Genomic DNA, 25,210 nt, shown 5'->3' on the forward strand with positions numbered 1-25,210 from the left:
CAGGTGGTTATCATGAGGTATTATACTCATATAACTTTAGGAATTTTATTATACGCCCTGTTAGTTTGGTTATTAGATCAACCTTTTACAATAGCAGGGATATTGTTCACAGCATGGATCTCTATAATGCCTGATTTGATTGAAAGAGCAATAGGAGAACATCGAAGCTGGGGACATTCTATAATTTGGTTAATTCCAGTTATAGCGAGTTTTTTATTTAATATACAAATGGGAATAGCATTTGCAAGTGGATTTCTAGGGCATATACTGTTAGATACAATTACAAAAAAAGGAGTAGCTTTTCTATACCCTTTCAAAAAAACAAGAATGGTAATGCCTAAAAAAGAAAAATCTAGAATTCAAACAGGTGGAAAACAAGAAAAAGCCTTATGTTTAGTACTTTTATTATTATTAGTACCCTTGGCATATGGTGTAGTTTATGGAATGCCTGAATATGGTATTTTAGCAGATGGAAATAATTCAACTCTTAAAAAAACAAACAGTAGTAATGCTTTAAGTGATTTCATAGATAAAATTACAGGGAATTTAAAAAATAATGGTACTAAATCATCTAATTATAAAACAGGAAGCTCAAATTATACACCTTATACAAAAACAAACGCAGTAGATAAAACAACAGACAAAGTAACCGATAATACAAACAATAATGATAATAACGACGATACATACAGTTTAATAGATTGGTTAACAGATAATCAAGACAATAACACAAATAACAACCAGAATACAACAAATCAAACTAATCAGACTAACAATGAAACAGACAATAATCAAGATTTACTAGATATGTTAGACCCTTTATTCGATGATTTAACAGGTGCAGCAGGCGGAGATGACATAGAACAGAATATAACAATGGAAGACGACAGTCAAGATTACATACCAGATAGTTACGACCCAGGATATAACCCGGACGCTGATTATTGGGATGATTCAGGAGATTATTCAGACAGTGAAGATGATGGAGGATTCTTTTTCTTCACAATAGCACCATTAATTAAGGTGGTATTATGAATAGGTATCAAGGAATAGCGGGAATAATAGTATTAACTCTATTAATAACCGCTTTTTTTAATTTTCCAGAAACTAACGCAGCTTATACGCCAGATTTAAGCATTGTAAAAGTTTCACCAAACAATTATGAAGGATTTAGCACTTATCCAAAATATGTTCCGGGTTATGCTGTTGAAATAGCTAATTATGGTTCTGGAGCTTCAAAAAATACAACCCTTGATTTTTACATAAAAACATTTGATAACAAGTATTTAAAGAAAACAATAAAAGTACCGGCCTTAAATGCAGGAAAAGGAACCCGAATAAGGTTTTCAATGTCAAATCAAACAGATGGAAGCTTTAAAGAAGGTTACGCAGTAGTAAATTCAAATAAAGCATTTAAAGAAATAAAATTCACTAATAACGCCCGGAAATTTTCATTAAAAGAAGCAATGTTATCTGCAAGCAATAAAACAGTAACTGAAGTCTATCAAACAGCAGGCACACCCACAACATGGACAGGAACAACATTAAATTATACTTCTCCACTTTCAGGAAAAACAGGAATAACAAGGATGTATTGTAAAATTAATTTTGACAATACAAGAGATATAAGTATCTGGAATATAACGGCATCAATACCTGGAAATTTACGTGATAATGTAACAATAAAATCATTTGGAGAATATCAGCAAGACTCAGGACATCCAACAAGCTGGAATGATACATCATGCACTTTTAATATAGACACATACTACAACAGATTAGAATATATTGAAATAACAGTTACCGGACAGAATTTAGAAAGTAAAAACGTATTTAAAGAGCCAATTCAAGTATTTAAAATGGATTGGATCAATACAGATGAAGAACCAGACTATGGATATTGGGATTATTCAGACATAGCCGAAGGCTTAACAAGAAACATTCAAGAAGATTATTCGGGAGTTGTAACATCAAATCAAACTTATACAACAACAAACGCAAAAACTTACACAGTACATCATAATAATGTAATAGAGCTAATAGTAAAAGGAAATACAGGCGGATACTACACAGCAGGATGGTTTATAACTCCAAAAGGTACATTTAATAATGTAACTGGGTTATATGGAAACAGTGAAAAACCAGCTATTTTAATAAGTAATGGACAGTACGGTATAAGTCAAAAAATCAGAAGTATTCAAGAAATAGGGTTCAAAATAAAAGGTTCAAATATTTCAGGCTTCACAGATTTTAAAAGTTTAGGATTTAGATCATGGACATGGAAAGAACAATATTAATTTTATTATTTTTTTATTTTTTCCAGGTGCAACAAGTATTTTTAATTTGTCCAGGGTAATTTTATTTTGAAATTAATCAGCAGGTGTAAAACAAGTACTTTAAATTTATTCAAGGTTTTTGATTTTTAAGATATCCTGGTAAAAATGAAATTTTGATTTTCTAGAATTTAGTTAAAAAGAATTGGAACTGCTGCGCATACCTATGGATCATGAAATAATGTCCTTAAAAAAATTGAAATGAGCATTTTATGGAAAACAATGTTAAACTTATCCAAGAATGGTAATAAAATATTAAATAGTATTTTTTCTAATAATATTATTCATGACCACGGATAAACCAGATCTAAGTAAGATTGAAGAATCATTTATAGATATGATAAATCATTTTGAAGCGTCTGCAAGTACTTCATTTATAAAAGGCATGGTGGATCCTAATGTTATCAAAAAAGGAAGTTTAAAAGAAATTGGAAAATCGCTGCAGGATGTATCTGATTTTTTAATGATCAAAGCTAAGACCCTGGAACTTTTGCCTTATGAATCTGAAGAAGGCGAAACAAAAATGAGATTAGACTATTATATACAAGCTCTTAATGATATAGGAAAAGAATTAGAGAAATCTGAGGCTAAAGAGCTTCATGATTACCACTGGTCCATAATAGGAATGTTCATTATAATTATATTCAGTTTATTTGACCATATTGAACATTATAGAGAATAAATTAATTAAATATTTAATGTGATAATAATGTTAGAATATAATGGAAGAATGGGAGAAAAGCCTATTAAGCTGTGTTTTGTAGATGAAGAGTCCCCTAAAGAATGGAAAGGTATAATTAACGATAAATTATCAGAGTATTATGAAAAGGCTTACATTGATATCAAAACTGAAGGAAGTAAAGATATATTAGTTATTTTAGAGTTAAATCCTACTGATATGGAATTGAAAAATGAGGAATATATCCATAAACAGAAGGATACATTTGAAAAATATTATGATAATATTTTAGAAGAAATTGGTTCATCTAATCAAAGTCTAAATGAAAATTATGCAAGAAGATCTTAAAATGTATATCCTAAACTAATTTTTTATTTATTTAATTGAGTATGTCTATCATATACATTATTTTTAAAAAACAATTGATAAACGTTCTTTTTTATAATTACGAGCAATACAACCCATTTTCAATTTAGAATCTATTTGTTTACAACAGGCAAGGCAGCCAACACAAAGATCTTTATTTACGTTAATTGTCTTAGAATCATCGAGATATAAAGCATTAACAGGACATAAAACAGTACAAACACCACATCCAACACAATTGAGGCACTTTTCAAGTAATAAGCGTATCTGTTGATTTTGAAGGTTCATTTCAAGTGTAAAAGTAAGTTCATTATTATTTATGGAATAGTTGGAAGCTAAAATAAACAGTAAATTTTCAAGTTTATGTAAATGAATATTATCTCCTTTTAAAGTATAGTGATTACTAACATTATGCATTTTAATGACAGGAAATTTCAAATATTTAAAAGCATAAGATCGCCAGCCATTTTTGATATATTTTCGCCTATATTCTGCAGTGACATTGGAGACAGAATAGACATTTAGGATTTTTTTAAATTTTTGAAAACCTTCAGGCTCCAGCTCTCTGGCAAGATCCCATTCATTTTTTGTAGAGAAAGGACAACACCAGCAACCTACCCTGTCAATATAACGATATAATGGATTGAATTTAAGATTATTGTGACGTATATAACGCCAGATATCCTTTTCAGACCAATCAAAAACAGGATTAACTTCAAAGAAATGATATCGAGGATTTGCAAAAAGTAAAGGATCACTTGTAATTTTATCGTATTTCGAACGCCTTAAAGATTCATCACCTCTTATACCAGTTATATGATAATATTTTTTATTTTTGATACTGTATTTCATGGAAGTAACTAGTTTTAAAACATTACAGCACCATTTAAGACGTTTTGAAGGAGGGGAAAGCAAATTACAAAATTCAAAAAAATCATTTTCAGGTTTAAGATCTTCAATAAAATAGTATTTTTTCATTTTTTCAACATAGTGCCTGGAAATAGTGTATTCAAGTTCAGAATTTATGTATACTGCATGATTTAAACCTGCTTTTTTAGCTAAATCCATAGCTACAAGACTATCTTTACCACCTGAAAACATAACAACTGTTTCATCAAAATTACAGCTTTCTTTAATAAATTCGATTGCTTCTTTTTCTAAATTAACAATGTTCAAAATACCACCTTTACAGCTGCATAAATTCCCATGAAAAACACACTAAAAATTCTAAACAATGTAACAAAAATTAAGTCTGGACCTGCAAAAATCTTGTTATTTTGTTCAATTTCATAAAGACGATTTAATACAACTTTTTGACTAAATTAGGGTGAACTTCGCTAGATTTTGGTATAACGAAGACAGGAAACCTCTATTTAAATTTTTCTATTTAATCATTTTATAAAGACATTTAATACATTATTACCATAGGATACATTAAATACTTTGTGTACGTTGAAGACATTCAAGACACTACGTATTTAAAAAGAAAAATTGGTGATAGGTTGAATAATTTCAAAAGACTAGCAAACCTGAAAGATTTGAATAAAGCAGTAGAACAGCTGGATAGAACCAAAAGAGAAAAAGAAAACAAGATATTTAAAAAACAAATACGATTTGACAGGGTACAGGACTCTAAATTAACTATAATTAGTTTTTTAGAAGGAAAATACCAGGGAGAACTAGTAAGAAACACAGTCGATGAATACATTAAAAACTATGAAAAAGAACACGGAAGCCTAAAAAACATAGCTAACACTATTTTAGAGAATAAAGGAAGTCCTAAATTAAGTAAAATTGTAAAAAGAGGTAAAACATGCTTAGAAGTTGCAAATGGGCTTCAACATGTATAAAAGAATGTGAACCATGTCACTGTGGAGCAGGAGTAAAAGAAGTAAATGAAAATTGTAAAAGCTGTATGGCATGTGAAGAACCATTTTACAACCTTAAAAAGGTTTTGGAGAAATTAGAATGATAAGAAAATGTTTAGCAGCACAAGAAGGTATATGCACAGAATGTAATTACGCATGTCCAAAATGTGGAGTTAAGAAATGGAGTATAAACGAAAAGTGCCAATTATGTATAGATTGTGAACAAAAAGAACTAAAAAGAGCTAATATAGATATTAATGACTTAAAAAACGCTACTGTAGTAAAAGAAGAAAATCCAGTAATCTTAATTTTTGGGGAGTGATCATGTGAAATGTGTTTTTAACCATGAGGAATGTTGTAAATGTAAAATCTGCTATAAAGAAAACGGAGAACGCAGAGGATAAAAATGCAAGTCAAAAACTTTAATTCAGGAGAAGAAATGATAAACTTCATGGATACATTTTTTAATGAATATGAATGTTTGTTATATCATTCTAGAGACTATAAAACCGAATTAATTAAAAATGATTTATCTTAGGTGATAAAATGTCAAAAAATAAAATAGAAATGAATATAATCGACATTGAACTTGTAAGAGATAGTATAGGACAAATAGAGCTAATTGGAAATAAATATAACATTCCAGCAAATGTTCTATTTGAAAAAGTCAGTAATCTGGAAAAGGTGAAAGTGTAAATGCAAAATAATAGAGAAGTAATTGCCTACAAAAAGCAGTATTGCATGATCAATCATAGAATATTGTTCTCTCAAAGCAATGACATAAAAAACGTAAAAAATGAGTGTGTGTGCTTGGGAAATCATTCAAAAGTCATTTCAAAATTCCAAAGAATCATCGAAAATCAATCATGCTTAAAATCAACTTTATCAAATAAAAAGGCATATTTGCTTTTATTTTTGCATAAAGAACACTTAAAATGCTTTTTTTCTCATTTATTCTTCTCTTATTTATTATATTATAATAATATAGTATATAATAAATATATAAAAAGTAATACAAAAATAAAGAAAATTAATTTAGTAATAAAAAACAGTCAAATGTGTATAACAAAATGTTTAACAAAATGTATGACGTTTTGTAAAATTTAGTAAATTTGTATAACAAGATGTGTAACACACTGTAATCTTAAATTGAAAGGGGTATAAACATGTCTAAATTCATTGATTCGCTTGTAGAATTTTACAATGATGAAAAGGAAAAAGAATCATCTGAAAATTATCTCAAATCAATAAAAAAACTATTGGATTTCTATGGGGTTAAAACAGAGTAGTTTAAATATATTTAACTTCTAAGAATGAACTAAGCAAGTCTTAAACAAAATAATTTTATCAAGAAATTACATTATTACTAATCAGCTGGGAGTTATGTCAAAAAAAGGCATAAATGATACATAGAAGTGAGAAAATGGCCAACAAGGGTTCACGTGTAGAAAGAGAATTAGTTAAAATGCTATGGGATGCAGATTGTGCAGCTATGAGGGCTCCAGCATCGGGAGGAGCAACAAAAAAACCACTTCCAGATATTATTGCAGGTAACGGGAAAATTTATCTTGCAATTGAGGTTAAATCAACTTCTGCAGATCATATTTATATTAACTCTGAAAAAATAACTGGCTTAAAAGAATTTTCAGAGATTTTTGGTGCAGAACCTTATTTGGGAGCTAAATTTAAGAATAAAAAATGGCGTTTTGTGCATTTACATGATCTTATTAAGACCCGTGGGGAAAATTACAAGGTTGATGTAGATCTGGCTTTTAGTAAGGGCCTGGAATTCGATGAATTAATCAGGAGAGATAAACAGGTCAAATTTTGATGAATTAATTTTTGTAATAGTTCTTTCTATTTTTAAATAAACCAATTTGAGTTGTCTATATCTCTAAAAAACAGTGCTAAATGAGTAAATTATATATGCTCATAAGTTTACTAATAATTATTCATATATCGTATAACCTTGATAGGAGGAGTTTAAACGAATAAGAAAATAGGAGTAGCATTAATAATTGTTGTTTTAGCAGCTGTAGTTTTTGTTTCAGGATGTACTCAACCAGGAAATAACACTACTCAACAAAATAACACTACTGTGCAGCAGAATGTATCAAATACATCAAGTGCTAAGGCAGTTGATGTAGTAGCAGCTCAATCAGGACCTACAACAGCTAAAAAAGGTGATAATGTAACTATTACTTATAAGATTACAAATAATGGAAATGAACAGGTAGCTAATGTGAAAATTAGCAGCCAGGACTTTGAACAAACTGTTGGAACTTTAAATCCTGGAGAAACCAGAACATTCACTCATCAGATAAATATACCTACTGATAAAGAAGTTCAAGAGGATTTCGGTGCTAATGCTACAGTTTCAAACCCATTCTATATTGGTGGATTTAGCGTAAGTTTCACTGATACTAGCGGTGCTAAACATTCCGTACTTTCTAATTCCATAAACATAAACTTGAGTTAAGCCCTGTAGATACAGGGATATATTTTTTTAATTATTTTTTTTAATTATTTTAAAAAGTTAGTTATGCTGTATACTTTATTGGATATTTTGTAATGCGACTTTTTGGCGCTTGATCTCATTAAATATGCTATTTGCAAATTTCTATTTTTGTAAACTAATTGCCAACAATTATTGTATTACTTATAATGGATATAATTATTAAAATGGATTAATTATAAAATGAATAGTCAGTACTTGGAAATTTGACAGGTTGTTTATCTTTAAAAATTGGAAGTGATTGCAGGATGAAAATGGCGAAAAATAAAGGCTATAAAATTGTTTTAACGGCTAATAGGACACTTATGAGTCATTATAATGGATTAGTGTTTCTGGGATTTGGGGCATGTGTGTCTAAGGGAGTAATACCTGATAAATTATATTTTTCGGCATTTTGTCCATCCATTGGAGTAAATAGGGATGGTTCAACTACGAATGCACCGTGTGGAACCAGAAAAATTGAAGCTGCACTACTAAACAATGGTTTTAAAGATGAAGATATAATAGTTGCCCATCCTGACCACTTAGATAAAGTAATTGGTCCAAATACTCAAGTTTTATCTATAACAGAAATTGATCCCCTCGGAATAGCCCCTGCAACATCTATGTTTCGAAATATGTTTGGGGGAAATGCCTACATGTCAATAAAGTTCGAAGAACTACTGAATCACCCTAATGTACAAAAATACAAACCTAAAATTATTATAGGTGGGCCTGGGGCATGGCAGCTTGAAGATGCTGAGATCAGGAATAGGTTTGGATTGGACAGTGTCATTATTGGAGATGGCGAAAAAGTGGTGGGTAAACTTGTTGAAAAAGCAGTAAACAACAAGGAACTGCCTGGAGTTGTCCATGGAGAAGTAGTAGGAGAGGAAGAAATACCTCTAATTAAAAACCCAACTATAGATGGAATTGTGGAAATTTCAAGGGGATGCGGACGCGGATGTAAGTTTTGCACCCCAACTCTTAAGCGATTCCGGTGTTTACCTGTTGAACATATTCTTAAAGAAGTGGAATTGAATCTACAGTCTGGAAGACAGCCATTACTCCATGCAGAGGATATTCTTAGATACAAGGCTAAAGGTTTTCATGTTAATACAGGAGCTGTAACTGACTTGTTCAGACAAGTTTCAAGTTACCCTGAAGTTGATCAAGTTCAAATTAGTCATTTTGCTTTATCATCTGTTGCTAGTGCTCCAGATGCCGTGGAAGAGATATCAAACATTCTAAATCTTGGTGAAAATGGTAAATGGTTAAGTGGTCAAACAGGTATAGAAACTGGCAGCCCTCGATTAATCAATGATATTATGGGTGGCAAATGTAAACCTTATACGCCTGAAGAATGGCCTCAAGTTGTAGTGGACGCGTTTCAGGTATTATCCGATAATTCATGGGTCCCTGTTTCCACTTTAATTATTGGAATTCCTGGTGAAACCGAGCATGATGTACAGTTGACAATTGATCTGGTTCAGGAATTAAAAGAGTTCAAAAGTATAATTGTTCCTTTGTTTTTTGTTTCTCAAGGGGGCTTGAGGAAAAAATCAGAATCATTTTCAATGGATAAAATGACGCGTAAAGAATGTGAACTTTTAATGGAATCATGGCGCCACAGCTTAAATTGGGCAGAAATATTACTTGATGAATATTTCAAAATGGCAAAGGGTAACCATGTGAAATCATTCCTTGCAAAGAGAATTTTTGCTTTTAGCAGCCGTAAAGCCAAAGATATGGTTAAAATGTGCGAAAATGAGTATGACTATAACATGCCTGCCATGGTAAACGATGCAAGAAATGGGGATGTAAAACTACTGCCACAACCCCTGCATTCTATTTATAATTATTTCATGCTCGAAAAAAGACAATAATGTCTAGAATACTCTATTTTTCTAATTTTCTATCTTCAGCAGACTTGTTTTTATCTTCTTTTGAACTTGTATCTGGATTCTCTTTTTTAAATGAAATAACCGCAGCATATGTAACTCCTAAAATTAGGGGGCCTAAAACGAAACCTACTAGTCCAAATACAAGAGGTCCACACAAGAATCCAAGTATAAATATCAATGGATGAATATCTGCGTATCTACCTGATAATTTAGGCCTCAAGTAGAAATCAGCAACTATGCTCATGATAAGTCCAAGCATTAGTACTGCAACGGCTTTTATATAGCTTCCAGTTAAAAATCCATATGCAGCAAGTATTAATGGGATTGGCCAGTGTCCTATAAACGGTATAAGCTGGAAAAATCCAGTTAATATCCCTAAAAGTGAAGCAAATGGGTATCCTATAATTGCAAATCCAACACCTGCAAGTACACCTATTATAATACTTGTAAGAAAATGGCCCACAAATATGCTTTTTAGGACCTTTTCTACTTCTTTAAAGAGAGTATCAAAGTAATGTTCTCTCTCACTGGGGATTGCATATGTAATGTATTCCCATAACTTGTCTCCATCCTTTGCTATATAGAAAGTGGACGCGAAGAATATGAAAAGTTCGAATAAAATGTCTGGGACTGATTTTAATTTTTCAACAAGGTAAGTTAAAATACTCTTTAAAATATCTCCCAGTGCTGCATGAGCAGTGTTTAAAAATGAGCCAACATATGTTTGATACCCTGAAGGTACATACTGCTGAATTGTGCTGTCATTTATGTTTCCTAAATTAGCGTTATTTGCTATTCCTGTTAGTAAAGGAATGGATTCTATGGATGAATTTATGATGATTATAATAAGAACAATTAAAGGTAGAATCACCAGTATCATGGATAATATAATTGAAACAGTCTCAAATTTTAAATAAGGAAGCATTTTTTTTGATATTGGCCGGATTCCATATGCAAATACTGCACCTAGAATAATTGCACTAAATACGGGGGTTAGCACGAAAAATGACATGAGGAGCAAAACTGCTACAACAAATATTGCCGATGTCAATGTACCTTTTATTCTGTAATTCATGTTATCTACTTTGTGTTAAATATTCAGATTGATTATTTTTTGAATTTAAGATGGTCTAAATATCATGTTTGATACCTGATGCATCTCTTTTGTATTTTCCAAATTCGGTAATTAACCTTACTTCATCTGTCCAGAAAACCGGACCTTCTGCACATATCCTCCATCCAGTATCATCAACGCAGCACTGCCCGCATATTCCGATACCGCATTTCATATAACGTTCCATTGAAAACTGAGCCGGGATTTTTAGTTTATCTACTATTTCAAAGACCCCTTTCATCATTATCTCAGGGCCGCAGGTCACCACCATATCGTAGTCCTTTTCTTTAATGATCTCTTCCATAAATTCCGTGGCAAACCCGCAGAATCCAAAACTCCCGTCATCGGTACATGCATAAGTCTTGACATCAGCTGCCCTAAGTTCATCCATGAATAAAAGTTCATTTTTTGTGGTGGCTGCACTTATAACATCCACGTCTACGCCTCTATCACGTGCTTCGTTCACGAAAGCTGATATTGGCGCCATTCCAACTCCTCCTCCCACTGCAAGGATTTTAGATCCAGTTATTTCAAATCCGCGTCCATAAGGTCCTCTAAGGCCGAGTTTATCTCCAACTTGGAGGGAGTGGATAGCTTCTGTAAATGGGCCTATATTTTTAATAGATATACCTATTTCTTCTTTTATTGGGTCAATTAATGATATTGACATTGGTTTTTCATCATGAAAATTCCATAACATCATGAACTGCCCTGGCTTTGCAGGTTCGCCGTCCCAATTGAAAATGAACGTTTTAATGGTATCAGTTTCTTCAATTATCCTTTTGATTTCAACAACTTTTGGAGCATGCATGTTATCTGCCTTAAAAATGTGTTTAAATTTAATAATCTGTTAAGTTTATTTATGAATTATTTGTGGGCTATTCCCACCATTTCATCTATGGATTCATATCCTCTGTTATACATAAATTTTTTCATCCCATCGGTGATCTCTTTGAAAATATCCAGTCCTTTATACGTAATAGAGGTACCAATTTGAACGCACCTTGCACCGGCAAATATAAATTCTATGGCGTCTCTGTAATCTGATATACCGCCTACGCCAACTACTGGAATTTCAACTGCATCATACACATCAAAGACACACCTAAGTGCAACTGGTTTTATGGCAGGTCCTGATAATCCTCCAAATTTGTTTGAGAGAATAGGATTTGCAGTATCTAAATCTATTTTTATTCCAGGACCGAGGGAATTTATGAGTGTAAGCCCATTACAACCTGCTTTTTCAGCACTTAATGCAATTTCAACAATATCTGTAACATTAGGTGTTAATTTTGCAATTACTGGGATTTCCACAGCATTTTTAACAGCTTTTACTATTTCTCCTGTTAATTTGGGGTCTGCACCTATTGAAGCGCCGCACCCCTTTTGGGCATGTGGACATGAGACATTTAATTCAATTATGTCCACCAGATTTTCCACTTTAGCTGCAATTTGTGAGAATTCTTCGGCAGATGCACCATAGATAGAAGCGATTGTAGGCGTTGTTTTTTCAATTTTCTCTAATTCACCGTAAAATGTATCTACGCCTGGATTTGAAAGTCCTATGGCATTTATAATGCCTCCTGTAACTTCAACGGTTGTGGGGTTAACATAGCCTTTGTTTGGATGTAAACCGAAAGATTTTGTTACAACAGCCCCTGCACCACTTCTTGCTGCCCAGTTAAGTGAGGCTGCGGTACTTCCAAGCACGCCTGCTGCCAGCATTGTTGGATTTTTCATCTTTATGTCACATAGTTCAACTTCTAACATATTAATTACCTTAAGAAATTTTTTTTTTGATTAATGGAGAAAATTTATGATTTGATTAACTTTTAGAATAACTGTTGGTATGAATTTTTAAGTTATTATGTATGAAATTTGGTTTTTTATAGTTATGTAAGAAGTTTTGACCACCGCTCGAAAATTCATAGAATTTTCGGTGTCCCAAACATGAAATGTTTGAGGACTTTTTCTAAAAGCCGTCGAAAAATTTTCAACTTTTCGGGCCTTCAAAAAAAACCACTGGTTTTTTTGATGCCTCAAACACTTCGTGTTTGAAGGCCGCAAAATCAAAGCATTGGAAAATCGTAGATTTTTTATGTCCTCAAAATCTTTGATTTTGGGACATCACAATCTCAGATTGTGAATGCATCAAAACTTTTAGTTTTGATAGTTTGCAAAAACTATATGTTAGTAGCGTCAAAATTCTTCAAATTTTGACAGATTTTGCCGGGTGGAAAGAAACTTTAAAACATTTTATGATCAGATTAATTCTATGAAATGTTATCTTACAAGTTGTTTTGTGGGTTTTATTATCTTGGATGAAGATTTTAACCTTATGGATTATGAACTTTTCCCAAAAAGGGATCTGATAAAAAGACAGATTGAAGTCAGCAGTGGTAATTTAACCCGTGAAGAGGAAGCTATACTTAAAAGGAATGTTAAAAATTGTGATTCAATTATAATAGAAACAAACCTAAATATTTCAAATTATAACAATTTAAAGGGAGCGTCTAAATTTAAATTTGAAACTCCAAGTGATGGAGGAAAGTTTCTAAGGTCGAATATGGGCCTTATTTTAAAGGAAACTGGATTCATAGATTCTGAAGATGATTTAAATCAGGTTTTACACAGCGTATCTTTAGAACTTACAAATTACAAACTCAAAGAAGCATCAAAAGCGCGGGACATGTTTTTAATTCAGGCTATAAATGCAATAGATGAAATTGACGAAGCTACAGGTAAGTTAATCGAAAGAATAAGGGAATGGCATGTACTTAACTTCCCTGAGCTTGATAAAATAAAAAATAATGAAAAATATGTCAAATTAATTGCAGAATACGGTGACAGAAATACTATAATTGAAAATGAACTTTTAGATGAGATAAAAATATCAATTCAAAGCACTGGAACTGAAATGGAAGGCCCTGATCTTGAAGTGCTTCAGGGATTTGCCGGCTCTGTAAAATCGCTTCAGGATACCAAAAAATCCCTCACGGATTATGTGGATCAAAAAATGAGTGAAATTGCCCCAAATTTAAGCAATCTAATTGGCTCATCACTTGGTGCAAAATTGATAGCTCATATTGGCGGCATTGAAAAGCTAGCATTACTCCCATCAAGCACAATTCAAATTATGGGTGCAGAAAAAGCGCTTTTCAGGCATAAAAAAACTGGGGAGAGACCTCCTAAACATGGACTTATATATCAGCATCCTGAAATTAGAAGTGCCAGATGGTGGCTCAAAGGGAAAATTGCAAGGGCACTGGCAGCTAAAATATCCATTGCAGTTAGAAAAGATGTTTATTCTGGTGAATTGGACCCTGTTTTAAAAGAAAATTTCGAGAAGAAACTTGAATCCATTAAAAAAGAACATCCATTCCCTCCAAGGCCCAGTAAATCAAAAGAAGATAAGAAAAAAGATAAAGGGAAGAAAAAGAAGAAAAAAAGGGAAAAATATAAGAAAAAGGTCAAAGATTATTATTAAACCTTAATTTTTCAAATTATGACTATTATCACACAGGATATTGAATTAATTATTATGAATTTGAGAGGGAAAACTAATGGAAATGACTCCAGTATTTAATGGTATTTATGAAACAGATGGTCATATCGCCACGGAAAACCTTAATCGTGGAATTAAAGTTTACGGGGAAAGATTGGTCGAAATCAAGGATAAGGAATATAGGATATGGGATCCAAGACGTTCAAAGCTTGGAGCTGCAATTTTAAATGGCTTAGAAACATTTCCATTTAAAGAAGACTCAAAAGTGCTGTATTTAGGTGCATCGGCAGGTACAACCCCTTCCCATATTTCAGATATATCAAAGAACGGCTTGATATACTGTGTGGAATTTTCACCTAGAATGATGAGGGATCTAGCTGAAGTCTGCAATCAGCGCCAGAATATGATTCCAATCCTTGAAGACGCCACAAAACCAAAGAATTACATGAATATTGTTCAAAAGGTTGATATTGTATATTCTGATGTGGCCCAGCCTAAACAATCAGAGCTTTTCATGGATAACATGCGTTTATTTTTAAAAGGCGATGGAATAGGGATTTTAATGATAAAGGCAAGGAGTATCGATGTAACTAAATCTCCAAAAAAGATATTTAAAGAAGAGGAATCAAAATTAAAAACAGCAGGGTTTAGAGTAATCGAGAAAATTAATCTCGAACCCTATGAAAAGGACCACATGGCTTTTGTATGTGAACTTAATTTTTAGATCATGCCCCAAAATTATTAATCATAGGTACGTAAAAAATGTAAAATAAATATGAGGGTAATGATATGAGAAAAATTAAAAAATGCCCTAAATGCGGCTCCAGGAATATAAAATGGGTTTTACCACAGATGTGGTCCATGTGGGAGTGCTATGATTGTGGATATCAGGGCGCCCTGGTAATTGAGGAATGTGAGGACGAGGAAGAATAATTTAATGTTTTATTTTATTTCTTAAAATTCCCCTCTAATTTTCATTAAACTGTTTTTGTTCCCCTCTTTTAGATAACCATTCAAAAACTGCCCATGCAGCTGATATAAGAATAAATGCTTCTACTGCTAAAATTGACATGCTGACCATGGTTAACCCATTAAACTGTCCGTTTTGATACCTGAACATATTTATAAGTCCTATTAAAACACCAAAAACGACAGAAGTTACAGCAAAAGAGATAATAATATATATTTTGCTTTCTTTGACCGTATGGAATAAACCTGCATTTGCAATTCTAATTGCGTAATATCCTGTCCCTATTAAGAATATAATGGTTTCTGTGAGATACTCTTTAAATGGTAAATTTAAGATAAGTGATTTAAATAGTGCAGATGAAATTAATAATGCAGATATTATTATAAAAGCATGTGCCCCATATTTATTTTCTATTTTTTCAATTCTTTCATCTTTAACTGCTTTCATGGTTATTCCTCCCAAAATAAATCATTTAATGTTTTTCCTAAAGCTTTACAAATAGCAGCACATAAATTTAAGGAAGGATTATACTTTCCTAGTTCTATAAGTCCTATTGTTTGCCTTGCAACTCCAACAAGTTCCGCAAGCTGCTCTTGTGATAGATCTTTTTCGACTCTTGCAATTTTCATCCTCTTATTTTTCACACCTTTTGCCTCCGGACCATCCATTATGCAATATATATGTTGCATAATATTAGTTATATATTGCAACATATAAAAGCTGCGGTTAATTAATTTAAGTTTAGATTTTTTTATGGGATATATCGATAATGTATTACCAATTTTAAAGCAAAATAAGCAGTTATTCTCTCTTTTTAGATTTTCAATTAAATAATTTTTAAAATAATAAATTTATAAATTGCAATATTAAGTTATTTATAATAGTATACCTTAATTCTTTCTATTTGAGTATAGTAGCAAATAATAAATATTATTATTTATCTAATACGAGTAGTATTAACTAAAACATAAAAAGAAGGATGATTAAATGACAGAATGGGGTGACTATGGTATATCTGCCGTCAGATATGATGGAGAAACCCGCATCGATCAGGTGAGGGTTCATAAAAATAATAAAGGTATAATGGATAACTCTGAAATATGGCCTCGAAGAGACGTGATTGCAGCATTAAAAATGAATTTTGAGCTTATAACGCTCATTGACAATGATCAAGGTCAATGGGTTATGGGATCTAAAGTTGTAATCGATGATGTTGGTGGAACTGACTACATCAAGACAGTCAAAGACGGTACCACACGGGATAATTTAGATAATCTTCCTAGGTTTTAAGGGATTCTAATCAGGTTATTGTGTTTTTTTAATTTAAGATATTTAAAGTGTCTTTTTACTAGAATAGATTGCTTTATAGTATTGGAAGTGCTTTGCAAGTATCTGTGCCTAGTAATTGGGGAATGTAGGAAAAGGAGGAATTAATTAATTTATTTTTTTGGGCAAATCTAAAATTTCAAATAAAAGAAATGAAAAACTAAAAAAAATAAAAAAATTTTAAAACAATTCACATTTTAGATTCAAAATTATGTTGATGTTGCATTTATAACTGTAGCGGATGCTGATGTACCTTTTGGTATTGCTTTTTCGGTTACAACAAAATAGCCAAGTTCTTCACCGGGTTTTAGTTGGCCAATGGTTTTTGTTTCGTTCCCAACTAAATTACCATCTTTATCGTAGATATCAAGTTCGATTTTAACCTTTTTATATGTAACATTACCATTATTTTTTACATCACAACCACCAGAAGCACTACCATCTTGTGAATAATAATCATAGGTTGCTGCACCTACTTCTATATCATTTTTATAAGCTGGTGTTGAACTTTGAGTTCCTGAATCAGTACATCCTGATATTGCTACTATCCCTGCAATTAGTCCTAAAACAATTAAAATAGGCATTATTTTTCTCATCTCTTTGAACCTCCCTTTATTATAAAGATAATTATGGATTTTAATATATAGTAATTACTATTACGATTAAATAGAAAAATTTAAATTATTTTTACTGAATAAATAATTATTCTAGTTTTAAATTAGTTTAAATGGATTAATAATGTTTTTTACTAATTCAGATAAATAAAAATTAATTGTATATTATCCATGATTAGATATAGTATTTTCTTCAAAATCTAAGGAGTAAATCAACATTTAATTGGAATTATAAAGCTAAAAGTAGTTGAAATATTGTATTCTTCAAAAAGAATAATTTATTTTAATTATTTCCTGTAAGTCACTATTTAAAATAATAAAATGAGTATTCTAAAATCCAAAATAAGAAAAAATAGGGAATTATAAGCTTTTGGTTACGATCCTATCGACAATTCTCTTTGCAATCTCTCGTTTAGGGCTCAAAGATATCTCAATGATCTCATCATCCATCAAAACGACCTGATTATCGTCAGATCCAAATCCAGCACCTTCCACTGCAACATCGTTTGCAACCATGAGGTCTGCATCAGATTCTAACATCCTTTTCTTTGCAGCATTGAGCAGTTCTTCATCAGACAGGTTGTGGACTGCTTTAAACCCGACAAGGAAAATGTCCGGGTTGATTTCCTTAACTTCATTTAATATTTTAGGGGTCCGTTCAAGTTCTATTGTTATGTCTGTATCTGATGAGATTTTAGCTGCTTCTGCGTTTTTAACTTTGAAGTCGGAAACTGCAGCAGAAGAAACAAACACATCACTTTTAGATGCTAATTTGGACACTGCATAGTGCATTTGGGATGATGATTCGACTTCAACAACGTCAAATATATGGGGCACGTCTGCAGTCATCTGGCCTTTTATGAGTGTAACATCGGCACCCCTGATAAAGGCTTCTTTGGCGATTTCAATTCCCATTTTACCTGAACTTCTATTTGTAATGCCCCTGACTTCATCGATCTTTTCATAGGTAGATCCAGCGCTTACAAGCACTTTTTTACCTCTTAGTTCCATTTTTGAGGTCTCTCGCATCACATGAAGAACAATGTCATTGATATCTGGGAATTTGGCCTTTTTCTCTTCAACTTTAGGTTTTACAAATGTAATTCCTTCGCCTTTAAGAGTTTCAATATTTTCTTTTACAGCTTTATACATGGAATTATGCATGGATGGAACCATTAAGATGGGCGTATTATACCCAAAGGCTGTGATTAAGAGGGTGTTAATTGGGTTATCTGCAATTTTATAGGCAAATTTACTTATTACGTTGGCAGTAGCAGGAGCAACCAGAATTAAATCTGCATTTGCATATTTAACATGCTCTATTTTGCCTGTAATTTTGGTAACGGCATCCTGGCCTGTTGCAAATTCCATGGCGTATGGGTGGATTATTTCACATGCACCGTCGCTCATGAAGCATTTTACATTAATTCCGTGTCTTGCAAGTTCTCTTGCGAGTTTAATGGATTCTATAGCAGCTATACTTCCTGTAACACAAAGCACAATTTCCATATATATCATCTACACATTGGGTTTATAGTGAATTGGTTATATGTATAATAAATATGATGGCTTTAAAGCCAGTTTTTAGTAATAAATATCTAAAAAAAATTATTTGGATTAAGAGCAATTAAATGTTTGAAAAAATGTGTCTGTGATTTTAACACTGTAGGAAATTATGATTTCCTCAGCCCAACATTCTATGTTCGAGGGCCATGAAGATTTTCAATTTTCACAGGCTTTGTTTTTGCATGTAAAAAAAATGCAAATCATTTTTCTAAATTTGGTTTTGTGCATTCAAAATCCTCAAAAATCTCCGATTTTTGGGACTGTCAAACGCGAAGCGTTTGAGCATGTAAAAAATCTCCGATTTTTTACGGTTGCAAATTTTCAATTTGCAAACATTGGAAATCGAAGATTTCCAAAGGTTAGAAAATACAAGGTATTTTCTAAAATTCGTAGAATTTTGAAAGTTTTTCCTCGTGTCAAAATTTTCAATTTTGACAACATTTTTCGAACCTTAAAAATTCGTAAAATTTTTAAAGGTCATCAATAACAATAACAGTTTTTTCATGGGTTAACTGTTTCATGATATCGTTTAGTACATCTAATCTTGCAGGAAGTCTTCTTGAATCTTCTCTCATGACCCTAATTTTGTATTTTTCTTCTCCATCAGTTCCATAGACTATGTTAATTCCTGAGATCCTTGCAGGGGCTAAAATATCCTTTGCCACTTCTTTAAAGTCAGAGCCTTCTCCTATAACTCTTACTTTCTTCCCTATTTTCTTTGATATTGCTCTTACTATTTTTCCACTTTTGCCTATGATTTTACCAACTTGGTCTTTCTCTGTTACTATTATAACGACATCCCCTATTTCAATAGTCTTTTTAAAGCCTATTGTACCTTCTCCAAGTTTGTAAAGTAATTTTGCAATGTCTAAATCCAGTTGGGTTATTTCACCACTTTTTAACTTGTTTTCACACCCCTGACATAACATTCCACTTTTTAAGCAGACATCGCATATTGGCAATACCATTTTCTATTCCTCCTTCTGTTTCTTTGAAAACCAATTTGATTTTCATGCCTCAAAAACCTATTTTCGAGGTTGGCGAATTCTGATCCGCAGCAGTAAAATCTTGTTGATTTTACTGGAATTGATAACTTTAAAAAATTATATATATTGCAGATTTAACCTTAATAGATCTAGTGACCTTTTATTTAGCAAATAACATATACTACCAGCGTATTTTTTAATATTGCTCCCTTTAATTCCCCAAAATTTGTTATATAGTTATATCACTCTTTGGGTATAACATTTATATTTTTCATTTTAGGGTGCAACTAAAATAAAAAGCAGTTTTTATGGTAGCCCTTAGGTTTTTCTCTCTGTCAAATATAATACCAGAAATATATTGTATTCTATTCATTAATATATATTATACATCTATATAAAGACCTGATTTAAAACCCTTTCTCTTTGTACATAATCGCTGTATTAAATATGATTTTAAATAATTCATTTAATACACTCAAAAAGGATATACTGGAAATAAGAGTAATTGGATGGCTTTATTTAACTGGATGGCCTGAAATAGAAAAAATATAATGTAAATTTGAAAGCATATTTGATGGAATATCCAGTTAAATAAAATAATTACTGGATTTTAAAACTATTTAATATTATGCTGAAGTACGGATCTTGACTTTGTAAATCCATTCCTTTGGTAAAGAATCCCAGTATATAAAAAATACCATTTTGCTCAAGATATATTACTTTTAATTGTATTTTATTGTACTTGGGGTCATTCCCTGTGTATAAAGCTTCTGTAGCATTTATACCATTTACAGTAATATTTGAAGTATTTGTAAGCGCTATATTGGCGCCAGAATTTGTAAAACTTTGGATAAAACTATCTTTTCTCTGTTCTAATGTTTCAGATCCATCATTTTGCACTTTAAATATAGTAAAAGCTGCGATTTCTGTGCTTTGAGGATTATTTGCTGAAGTAGGGTCCTGAATTACAATCTGTGTATTGGTTGCATTGATTTCATCAGTTGTAATGTTCCATGAAGAGGGATATTGAAGTGATATTCCTCCAGCTGAGTAGATTTTTGTGGGTATTTCAGTTGTTTGGTTAACTGATTGGTTGACCTGCTGAATCTGTTCAGTACTTCCAGTTGATACATGGGTTACTAAAAGTACCAGAAGCGCTATAAGAATTGCAAGACTAATTGCAAATGCTTCTTCCTTATACGGACCCTTAAATGGGTTACGGCTTTTATTCTTATACTTTTGTTGTGAGCCGCTTAGTAAATTATTACTTTTATCTTTACCCTTTCTCAATGGACCGTTCATCGACTACCTCATTTGTTCTATGTAGTATCATCTAAAAAACAGACTAATATAGTTTTTCTTTTCAAAGAAGAGGTAATATGCCTAAAAATAAGGATAAATCCTTAAAAAATAGATAATTATAGTTTAAAATCAAATTAAATCACTGTACTTTAAAACTATTAATTATTATATCAAAATTTTCCTCTTCATCGCTTAAATATGTTGGAGCTCGTGTTCCACATGCTATCATGTATATAAATCCTTTCTTTTCAAAAAGAACTATATCAAACTGTTCTTCAACGTTGCTGTCCATGGCTCTGGCCGTAAATTCGTAAGCTGTTACATTATCTACTGTAGTTGTTGTCTCTGACATCACTCCATAACCCGGCACATTTGATGCTTCTCCTTTAACATCATCATAAAATCTCTTTAATGGAACACCATTGGATGTTCTTTTCATAACTTCTACTACAGCTCCGGGTTTACCATCTGAACTGTTCAGTTTGGGATCTTTAACATAGGCAATTAAATACTGTCCTGTTTTATTACCTTCTTCCCAGTCTGCAGAGTAATTAAAAGAAATTCCATTTGCAGAATATGTTTTTGTTAGAATAGAGGGGGATGTCTGGTTTAATGTTTGATTTGTATTGGTTACATATTCAAATGTTACAACTACAGATAAAATCACTGCAATTATAAGAATTATTGCAAACGTGTATTTTTTCAATTTATCACCGAGTCTACTTGATTAAACTTAAACCTTATAACTTTTAATTTACTGTCATGATTATGATATACATTAATTGTGTTGACTGGTTAAAGTTACTTTTGCTTAAAATTTAATTTATAAAAAGAGAATAAGTTATGTTTAAATAGGAAAATTAAGTCATTTTGCTCTTATATTGCTAAACTAACTTAAAGCTGCTGATTATGGCATTGAAAGTATCTTGTTGATCGTTATATTGCGAGATAGGGGCGCTGCAGAGTATTATATAGATAGTATTTCCATTTTGAAGCCATACTGCTCTTTGCTCTTTAGATACAGAACTTAATATATAAACATTCTCAAGAGCAGTTTTTCCGTTTACAGTGATGGTTCCATCTGATAACTGTTTATAGCCTAAATTTTGAGCAGCAAATTGAGCATATGTTGAATTGTAATAATCCTGTATTGTTACATTTGATGGTTTAACTGCAGTTTGGATTTCAACGTTTACCTGAACATTTCCGCTGTTGTCTGCCGAAGTCGGGTCTCCGACTGCAATGGTACTGTTTTGTGCTTGGCTTGTTATTATCTGCCAGCTGGAAGGATAATTGAAGTTAAACTGGTCTCCATTGTATGATTTCATGCCTGTAGATGTATTGGTGGCTGTTTGATTTCCAGAAGTTGTACATCCAGATATTAAGACTATAGATAGTAAAAGAATTATTGCAAGCAAATATTTTTTCAATTTATCAACCTCTTCTATTATTATCATTTTGAAAACTAAATATATAGTTTTCTATTTCATTTACTGGTGCAAAGAGGAGACATGTAAACTATTTCGGAGGATTTTATTTTACTTGAATTAAAAAGCAGTTATTAGCCGTAATTTATGAAAAATAAATTAAAATGAGTAATTGGCAAGCATTTAATAAAAAATAAGAAAGTTAAGGTAATATTAAAGCTTTTATATACATTAATAGTACCCATACTCTTTTAGAATTTCATCAACATCGTTATCATTGTTTTTTGTACTTGTATTGGTTTTTGTTTTGTTACTGTTTGTCTTAGTTTTTGTTTTATTAGTAGTCTTAGTAGTATTTGTGGTCTTGGTTATGTTTTTGGTAGTGTTTGTACTGTTTGTCATGTTGGTGACATTTGTTGAATTATTGGCAAAAGGGGGAAATGCAGTGTCATTTGTATACAATGAGGAACTGGATACCTGTTGAGGTATAAATCCGTATACTCCAAATACAATACCTATAAAGAATGCTGCAACTAAAACGCCTATTCCAATTTTGGTGTTTACTGATCTTCCCTTTGGGTTTATGTTTTTTTCCTTAAGGCCGGGAGGTGTAATGAATTTTTTAAATAATTCTCCATTTTCATCCTCGCTGCTTGTTTCTTCGTTAGTTACATCTGTAGTTTCTTTACCCTGGAGTTTTCGTACCCTATCTGCGACGTTAAATGCTTCAAGCTGTTCTCGTAGTTTCCTCTTTTGGAAGTCATAATGGCTTTTTGGTATATTACCTTTGTTATACTCTTTTTCAAGTTCTTTAAGGTTTTTTATGACCCTTTCCTTTTCAAGACTTATTTCAATCAGCTCCTTTCAGGATATGACCCTTAAAAATTATTTTTAAGATTTATTTTGATCATTTATTTTATTGTTATAATGTCCTAATAATTTATTTTCAAACTATTATTTTAATCATTATCTTCAATTGGGTATGAACCTAATAGCTTTATGTATGATATTTTTGTTTTTATGGTATTTATTTTTATGGTATCTAAAATGTTCTTTACTTCTTCATCCTCTCTATGTCCCTCTAAATCGATGAAAAAGATGTAAGTTCCCAGTTTCTTCTTGGAAGGCCGTGATTCAATTTTGGTTAAATTTATATCTCTTTTTGCAAATTCACCGAGGACATCATATAATCCTCCAGGTTTATCTTCAATCAGTGAAAATACAAGGGATGTTTTATCATGGCCAGTAAGGGCGTGATCTTCTTTACCTACAACAACGAATCGTGTTGAATTATTTTCAAAATCCTGTATGTTTTCTGCAGCTATTTTAAGGCCATATATGTCTCCTGCTTTACGTGTTCCAATTGCAGCAGCGTTTTTCTTGCCTTTTACCATTTCTGCAGCTCCAGATGTGCTTGGAGTTGCTACTGGTTTTGCACCCATTTTTTCAATAAATTTACGGCATTGTGAAAGCGCCTGCATATGGGAATATACTATTTCTATATCTTCTGCAGATGATCCTTCATTTATAAGGAGATTATGGCTTATTGGTAGTATAATTTCATTTTTAATTTTTAGATCGTAATCATTTGCAAGAAGATCAAGGGTCACGCCTACAGGGCCCTCTATGGAGTTTTCTATTGGAACAACTCCACTATCAATGATATCTTGATTAACAGCATCTATGACTTCCATTATGGAGCCGAATGTTATAAGCTCTCCCTGAATTTTAGATGCAGCTTCCTCTGCATATGAACCAGAGGGGCCTAAAAAACCTATTTTGCATGTTTTTTTGGAGTTTGACATGATTTTACCCATGATTTTAATCCTATGATTAATTAATTTGTTTAAACATAAAGTTTGTATGTTAATTTACATGATTTTTACTTTTTTTAAGTAAAAATTGGAAATTATTTTTTTTTATTAATTTGCATGATTTTTACTTTTTTTAAGTAAAAATTGGAAATTATTTTTTTTATAATTTACAGTATCCCTGTGATACTTTGATTTGTGTGGTCATTATATTTAAATAAAAATAGTCCATTTTTTTTACTTTTTATCAGGTTAAAAAATAGATACAAAAATTATGTGAATAAGATATAAAAGAATATTTTTGATATATTTGTACTTTTTATTTGATATATTCAAGGCAATAAATGTTTGTCATGCATTTAAATTATTGATACCTAATCAAGTAGTTTACTTGTCATTTCAGTGGTTTTTTCGGTGGTGTTTTGTTTTGAATCTCAAATGTGGGGTAACCTTCATTTGCAACAGGATCTGAAACTCTTGTTAGGAAGGTGGCTTTATGCATGCTGTTTTTGGAAGATTGATAATATTTAAAGGAAGGCAGTATTTTTTTAACATTTTTGGCAAGTTCCGCTGATTTATTGTCCATAGAATGTGTTGCAATATAAAAACCATCTCCATAACCTGCTGGTGGGCATGGAATATAATTACAAGCTTATAATCTGATTTTTTGACATTAGGGACTATATACTGTGCTGCAAGCTCTTCTCCGTTATTTTGCCTTGCAGTAAAGTTTTCCGGTTGGTCTAAAACATGTATGCTGTAGTCGGTTATTTCGATGTCATGTGTTGATGCATAATTTTTGATTAAAGATTCCATTGGGGATATTGCTATTTTTTCGCGGGGATATATGCCGTAATTACGGCTATTTTGGGTTGCTTTGGGTTATTTGAGGCATAGACCTCTTTTGTAACATAACATCTATTATCGGAACCAATAACTGCACTG

At 31.9% G+C, this 25,210-nt stretch carries 32 protein-coding genes; 17 read left to right on the forward strand and 15 right to left on the reverse strand.

The window, feature by feature from the left end:
- The first annotated feature begins 12 nt into the window (after positions 1-12).
- The 4 genes from ASJ80_RS07720 to ASJ80_RS07735 all read left to right on the forward strand — a co-directional run bounded on the left by ASJ80_RS07720 (position 13) and on the right by ASJ80_RS07735 (position 3,360).
- A complete protein-coding gene (locus ASJ80_RS07720) occupies positions 13-1,035 on the forward strand; it encodes a metal-dependent hydrolase (RefSeq protein ID WP_069584862.1) in 1,023 nt (340 codons plus the stop codon).
- Complete coding sequence (locus ASJ80_RS07725; RefSeq protein ID WP_069584864.1) at positions 1,032-2,297, forward strand: CARDB domain-containing protein; 1,266 nt, start codon at positions 1,032-1,034, stop codon at positions 2,295-2,297. The genes ASJ80_RS07720 and ASJ80_RS07725 overlap by 4 nt, the downstream gene beginning before the upstream one ends.
- 322 nt (positions 2,298-2,619) lie before the next feature.
- The gene (locus ASJ80_RS07730) at positions 2,620-3,015 is read left to right on the forward strand and encodes a hypothetical protein (RefSeq protein ID WP_069584874.1); all 396 of its coding nucleotides are present in this window, start codon (positions 2,620-2,622) and stop codon (positions 3,013-3,015) included.
- A 27-nt stretch (positions 3,016-3,042) separates the two neighbouring features.
- Positions 3,043-3,360: a hypothetical protein gene (locus tag ASJ80_RS07735; RefSeq protein ID WP_069584876.1), complete on the forward strand. Its 318-nt coding sequence runs from the start codon at positions 3,043-3,045 to the stop codon at positions 3,358-3,360.
- A 63-nt stretch (positions 3,361-3,423) separates the two neighbouring features.
- Here ASJ80_RS07735 and ASJ80_RS07740 read toward each other — a convergent pair whose 3' ends face one another.
- The gene (locus tag ASJ80_RS07740; protein ID WP_069584878.1) at positions 3,424-4,554 is read right to left on the reverse strand and encodes a phosphoadenosine phosphosulfate reductase domain-containing protein; all 1,131 of its coding nucleotides are present in this window, start codon (positions 4,552-4,554) and stop codon (positions 3,424-3,426) included.
- Positions 4,555-4,880: 326 nt separating this feature from the next.
- Between ASJ80_RS07740 and ASJ80_RS07745 the strand changes: the two genes are divergently transcribed.
- The 8 genes from ASJ80_RS07745 (at position 4,881) to ASJ80_RS07765 (ending at position 9,626) form a co-directional block, all read left to right on the forward strand.
- The gene (locus ASJ80_RS07745) at positions 4,881-5,228 is read left to right on the forward strand and encodes a hypothetical protein (RefSeq protein WP_069584880.1); all 348 of its coding nucleotides are present in this window, start codon (positions 4,881-4,883) and stop codon (positions 5,226-5,228) included.
- Complete coding sequence (locus ASJ80_RS17030) at positions 5,192-5,350, forward strand: hypothetical protein (protein ID WP_176720308.1); 159 nt, start codon at positions 5,192-5,194, stop codon at positions 5,348-5,350. The genes ASJ80_RS07745 and ASJ80_RS17030 overlap by 37 nt, the downstream gene beginning before the upstream one ends.
- Positions 5,347-5,568 carry a hypothetical protein gene (locus ASJ80_RS07750; RefSeq protein WP_069584882.1) on the forward strand — a complete coding sequence of 74 codons (222 nt, stop codon included), beginning with the start codon at positions 5,347-5,349 and terminating at the stop codon, positions 5,566-5,568. The genes ASJ80_RS17030 and ASJ80_RS07750 overlap by 4 nt, the downstream gene beginning before the upstream one ends.
- 245 nt (positions 5,569-5,813) lie before the next feature.
- Entirely contained in the window at positions 5,814-5,942 is a 129-nt protein-coding gene (locus ASJ80_RS17665; protein WP_255360711.1) for a hypothetical protein, read from the forward strand.
- A gap of 470 nt (positions 5,943-6,412) precedes the next feature.
- Positions 6,413-6,535, forward strand: coding sequence for a hypothetical protein (locus tag ASJ80_RS17670; RefSeq protein ID WP_255360712.1), 123 nt, complete (start codon positions 6,413-6,415; stop codon positions 6,533-6,535).
- 134 nt (positions 6,536-6,669) lie between these two features.
- On the forward strand, positions 6,670-7,077 hold the full coding sequence (gene hjc, locus ASJ80_RS07755; RefSeq protein WP_069584884.1) for a Holliday junction resolvase Hjc: 408 nt from the start codon (positions 6,670-6,672) through the stop codon (positions 7,075-7,077).
- Between the two features lie 267 nt (positions 7,078-7,344).
- Positions 7,345-7,725, forward strand: coding sequence for a CARDB domain-containing protein (locus tag ASJ80_RS07760; protein ID WP_095652057.1), 381 nt, complete (start codon positions 7,345-7,347; stop codon positions 7,723-7,725).
- Positions 7,726-8,009: 284 nt separating this feature from the next.
- The gene (locus ASJ80_RS07765) at positions 8,010-9,626 is read left to right on the forward strand and encodes a B12-binding domain-containing radical SAM protein (protein WP_069584888.1); all 1,617 of its coding nucleotides are present in this window, start codon (positions 8,010-8,012) and stop codon (positions 9,624-9,626) included.
- A 13-nt stretch (positions 9,627-9,639) separates the two neighbouring features.
- Here ASJ80_RS07765 and ASJ80_RS07770 read toward each other — a convergent pair whose 3' ends face one another.
- Genes ASJ80_RS07770 through ASJ80_RS07780 form a run of 3 tightly spaced genes read right to left on the reverse strand, consistent with a single transcriptional unit; the run spans position 9,640 to position 12,528 of the window.
- Positions 9,640-10,719, reverse strand: coding sequence for an AI-2E family transporter (locus ASJ80_RS07770; RefSeq protein ID WP_069584890.1), 1,080 nt, complete (start codon positions 10,717-10,719; stop codon positions 9,640-9,642).
- Between the two features lie 55 nt (positions 10,720-10,774).
- Entirely contained in the window at positions 10,775-11,569 is a 795-nt protein-coding gene (locus ASJ80_RS07775) for a dihydroorotate dehydrogenase electron transfer subunit (RefSeq protein ID WP_069584892.1), read from the reverse strand.
- A gap of 56 nt (positions 11,570-11,625) precedes the next feature.
- Positions 11,626-12,528, reverse strand: a complete 903-nt coding sequence (locus ASJ80_RS07780) for a dihydroorotate dehydrogenase (RefSeq protein ID WP_069584894.1) — start codon at positions 12,526-12,528, stop codon at positions 11,626-11,628.
- Between the two features lie 505 nt (positions 12,529-13,033).
- Between ASJ80_RS07780 and ASJ80_RS07785 the strand changes: the two genes are divergently transcribed.
- The 3 genes from ASJ80_RS07785 to ASJ80_RS17035 all read left to right on the forward strand — a co-directional run bounded on the left by ASJ80_RS07785 (position 13,034) and on the right by ASJ80_RS17035 (position 15,196).
- The gene (locus ASJ80_RS07785) at positions 13,034-14,245 is read left to right on the forward strand and encodes an NOP5/NOP56 family protein (RefSeq protein WP_069584896.1); all 1,212 of its coding nucleotides are present in this window, start codon (positions 13,034-13,036) and stop codon (positions 14,243-14,245) included.
- A 76-nt stretch (positions 14,246-14,321) separates the two neighbouring features.
- Positions 14,322-14,987 (forward strand): fibrillarin-like rRNA/tRNA 2'-O-methyltransferase, encoded by a 666-nt coding sequence (locus tag ASJ80_RS07790; protein ID WP_069584898.1) that lies wholly within the window; start codon positions 14,322-14,324, stop codon positions 14,985-14,987.
- Between the two features lie 65 nt (positions 14,988-15,052).
- Positions 15,053-15,196, forward strand: a complete 144-nt coding sequence (locus ASJ80_RS17035) for a hypothetical protein (protein ID WP_169740457.1) — start codon at positions 15,053-15,055, stop codon at positions 15,194-15,196.
- A 34-nt stretch (positions 15,197-15,230) separates the two neighbouring features.
- Here ASJ80_RS17035 and ASJ80_RS07795 read toward each other — a convergent pair whose 3' ends face one another.
- Together ASJ80_RS07795 and ASJ80_RS07800 are read right to left on the reverse strand one after the other, a co-directional pair.
- Positions 15,231-15,680, reverse strand: a complete 450-nt coding sequence (locus ASJ80_RS07795; RefSeq protein ID WP_069584900.1) for a DUF6773 family protein — start codon at positions 15,678-15,680, stop codon at positions 15,231-15,233.
- A 2-nt stretch (positions 15,681-15,682) separates the two neighbouring features.
- A complete protein-coding gene (locus ASJ80_RS07800; protein WP_245837527.1) occupies positions 15,683-15,901 on the reverse strand; it encodes a helix-turn-helix transcriptional regulator in 219 nt (72 codons plus the stop codon).
- 319 nt (positions 15,902-16,220) lie between these two features.
- On the opposite strand from ASJ80_RS07800, the gene ASJ80_RS07805 reads away from it, so the two are divergent.
- On the forward strand, positions 16,221-16,523 hold the full coding sequence (locus ASJ80_RS07805; RefSeq protein WP_069584903.1) for a DUF3892 domain-containing protein: 303 nt from the start codon (positions 16,221-16,223) through the stop codon (positions 16,521-16,523).
- A 245-nt stretch (positions 16,524-16,768) separates the two neighbouring features.
- Here ASJ80_RS07805 and ASJ80_RS07810 read toward each other — a convergent pair whose 3' ends face one another.
- From ASJ80_RS07810 to ASJ80_RS07825, 3 genes are all read right to left on the reverse strand, one after another.
- Positions 16,769-17,155 carry an FxLYD domain-containing protein gene (locus ASJ80_RS07810; RefSeq protein WP_069584905.1) on the reverse strand — a complete coding sequence of 129 codons (387 nt, stop codon included), beginning with the start codon at positions 17,153-17,155 and terminating at the stop codon, positions 16,769-16,771.
- 378 nt (positions 17,156-17,533) lie between these two features.
- Positions 17,534-18,682 (reverse strand): bifunctional phosphopantothenoylcysteine decarboxylase/phosphopantothenate--cysteine ligase CoaBC, encoded by a 1,149-nt coding sequence (coaBC, locus tag ASJ80_RS07815; protein WP_069584907.1) that lies wholly within the window; start codon positions 18,680-18,682, stop codon positions 17,534-17,536.
- A gap of 527 nt (positions 18,683-19,209) precedes the next feature.
- A complete protein-coding gene (locus ASJ80_RS07825) occupies positions 19,210-19,707 on the reverse strand; it encodes a transcription elongation factor NusA (protein WP_069584912.1) in 498 nt (165 codons plus the stop codon).
- A 441-nt stretch (positions 19,708-20,148) separates the two neighbouring features.
- On the opposite strand from ASJ80_RS07825, the gene ASJ80_RS17675 reads away from it, so the two are divergent.
- Complete coding sequence (locus ASJ80_RS17675; protein WP_255360713.1) at positions 20,149-20,277, forward strand: hypothetical protein; 129 nt, start codon at positions 20,149-20,151, stop codon at positions 20,275-20,277.
- Positions 20,278-20,325: 48 nt separating this feature from the next.
- Here ASJ80_RS17675 and ASJ80_RS07830 read toward each other — a convergent pair whose 3' ends face one another.
- From ASJ80_RS07830 to ASJ80_RS07855, 6 genes are all read right to left on the reverse strand, one after another.
- Positions 20,326-21,027, reverse strand: coding sequence for a PsbP-related protein (locus ASJ80_RS07830; RefSeq protein ID WP_069584914.1), 702 nt, complete (start codon positions 21,025-21,027; stop codon positions 20,326-20,328).
- A 139-nt stretch (positions 21,028-21,166) separates the two neighbouring features.
- Positions 21,167-21,733 (reverse strand): PsbP-related protein, encoded by a 567-nt coding sequence (locus tag ASJ80_RS07835; protein ID WP_069584916.1) that lies wholly within the window; start codon positions 21,731-21,733, stop codon positions 21,167-21,169.
- 178 nt (positions 21,734-21,911) lie between these two features.
- Positions 21,912-22,457 (reverse strand): PsbP-related protein, encoded by a 546-nt coding sequence (locus tag ASJ80_RS07840; RefSeq protein ID WP_069584917.1) that lies wholly within the window; start codon positions 22,455-22,457, stop codon positions 21,912-21,914.
- Between the two features lie 228 nt (positions 22,458-22,685).
- The gene (locus tag ASJ80_RS07845; RefSeq protein WP_095652058.1) at positions 22,686-22,916 is read right to left on the reverse strand and encodes a hypothetical protein; all 231 of its coding nucleotides are present in this window, start codon (positions 22,914-22,916) and stop codon (positions 22,686-22,688) included.
- Positions 22,917-23,413: 497 nt separating this feature from the next.
- Complete coding sequence (gene pheA, locus ASJ80_RS07850) at positions 23,414-24,259, reverse strand: prephenate dehydratase (RefSeq protein ID WP_069585109.1); 846 nt, start codon at positions 24,257-24,259, stop codon at positions 23,414-23,416.
- A gap of 486 nt (positions 24,260-24,745) precedes the next feature.
- Positions 24,746-25,081 carry a hypothetical protein gene (locus ASJ80_RS07855; protein ID WP_069584919.1) on the reverse strand — a complete coding sequence of 112 codons (336 nt, stop codon included), beginning with the start codon at positions 25,079-25,081 and terminating at the stop codon, positions 24,746-24,748.
- Positions 25,082-25,210 lie beyond the last annotated feature (129 nt).

The sequence above is a fragment of the Methanobacterium bryantii genome, assembly GCF_002287175.1.
Classification (GTDB): Archaea; Methanobacteriota; Methanobacteria; order Methanobacteriales; family Methanobacteriaceae; genus Methanobacterium_D; species Methanobacterium_D bryantii.

Bases quoted from the DNA above. Each gene is read 5' to 3' on its own strand.
- ASJ80_RS07770 (WP_069584890.1), bottom strand. From the start codon at position 10,719: ATGAATTACAGAATAAAAGGTACATTGACATCGGCAATATTTGTTGTA.
- ASJ80_RS07805 (WP_069584903.1), top strand. From the start codon at position 16,221: ATGACAGAATGGGGTGACTATGGTATATCTGCCGTCAGATATGATGGA.
- ASJ80_RS07780 (WP_069584894.1), bottom strand. From the start codon at position 12,528: ATGTTAGAAGTTGAACTATGTGACATAAAGATGAAAAATCCAACAATG.
- ASJ80_RS07750 (WP_069584882.1), top strand. From the start codon at position 5,347: ATGATAAGAAAATGTTTAGCAGCACAAGAAGGTATATGCACAGAATGT.
- ASJ80_RS07810 (WP_069584905.1), bottom strand. From the start codon at position 17,155: ATGAGAAAAATAATGCCTATTTTAATTGTTTTAGGACTAATTGCAGGG.
- ASJ80_RS17035 (WP_169740457.1), top strand. From the start codon at position 15,053: ATGAGAAAAATTAAAAAATGCCCTAAATGCGGCTCCAGGAATATAAAA.
- ASJ80_RS07730 (WP_069584874.1), top strand. From the start codon at position 2,620: ATGACCACGGATAAACCAGATCTAAGTAAGATTGAAGAATCATTTATA.
- coaBC (WP_069584907.1), bottom strand. From the start codon at position 18,682: ATGGAAATTGTGCTTTGTGTTACAGGAAGTATAGCTGCTATAGAATCC.
- ASJ80_RS17665 (WP_255360711.1), top strand. From the start codon at position 5,814: ATGAATATAATCGACATTGAACTTGTAAGAGATAGTATAGGACAAATA.
- ASJ80_RS07775 (WP_069584892.1), bottom strand. From the start codon at position 11,569: ATGCATGCTCCAAAAGTTGTTGAAATCAAAAGGATAATTGAAGAAACT.
- ASJ80_RS07765 (WP_069584888.1), top strand. From the start codon at position 8,010: ATGAAAATGGCGAAAAATAAAGGCTATAAAATTGTTTTAACGGCTAAT.
- ASJ80_RS07735 (WP_069584876.1), top strand. From the start codon at position 3,043: ATGTTAGAATATAATGGAAGAATGGGAGAAAAGCCTATTAAGCTGTGT.
- ASJ80_RS07825 (WP_069584912.1), bottom strand. From the start codon at position 19,707: ATGGTATTGCCAATATGCGATGTCTGCTTAAAAAGTGGAATGTTATGT.
- ASJ80_RS07725 (WP_069584864.1), top strand. From the start codon at position 1,032: ATGAATAGGTATCAAGGAATAGCGGGAATAATAGTATTAACTCTATTA.
- ASJ80_RS17670 (WP_255360712.1), top strand. From the start codon at position 6,413: ATGTCTAAATTCATTGATTCGCTTGTAGAATTTTACAATGATGAAAAG.
- ASJ80_RS07790 (WP_069584898.1), top strand. From the start codon at position 14,322: ATGGAAATGACTCCAGTATTTAATGGTATTTATGAAACAGATGGTCAT.
- ASJ80_RS07855 (WP_069584919.1), bottom strand. From the start codon at position 25,081: ATGGAATCTTTAATCAAAAATTATGCATCAACACATGACATCGAAATA.
- ASJ80_RS17030 (WP_176720308.1), top strand. From the start codon at position 5,192: ATGCTTAGAAGTTGCAAATGGGCTTCAACATGTATAAAAGAATGTGAA.
- ASJ80_RS07720 (WP_069584862.1), top strand. From the start codon at position 13: ATGAGGTATTATACTCATATAACTTTAGGAATTTTATTATACGCCCTG.
- hjc (WP_069584884.1), top strand. From the start codon at position 6,670: ATGGCCAACAAGGGTTCACGTGTAGAAAGAGAATTAGTTAAAATGCTA.
- pheA (WP_069585109.1), bottom strand. From the start codon at position 24,259: ATGTCAAACTCCAAAAAAACATGCAAAATAGGTTTTTTAGGCCCCTCT.
- ASJ80_RS07800 (WP_245837527.1), bottom strand. From the start codon at position 15,901: ATGGATGGTCCGGAGGCAAAAGGTGTGAAAAATAAGAGGATGAAAATT.
- ASJ80_RS07795 (WP_069584900.1), bottom strand. From the start codon at position 15,680: ATGAAAGCAGTTAAAGATGAAAGAATTGAAAAAATAGAAAATAAATAT.
- ASJ80_RS07830 (WP_069584914.1), bottom strand. From the start codon at position 21,027: ATGAACGGTCCATTGAGAAAGGGTAAAGATAAAAGTAATAATTTACTA.
- ASJ80_RS07785 (WP_069584896.1), top strand. From the start codon at position 13,034: ATGAAATGTTATCTTACAAGTTGTTTTGTGGGTTTTATTATCTTGGAT.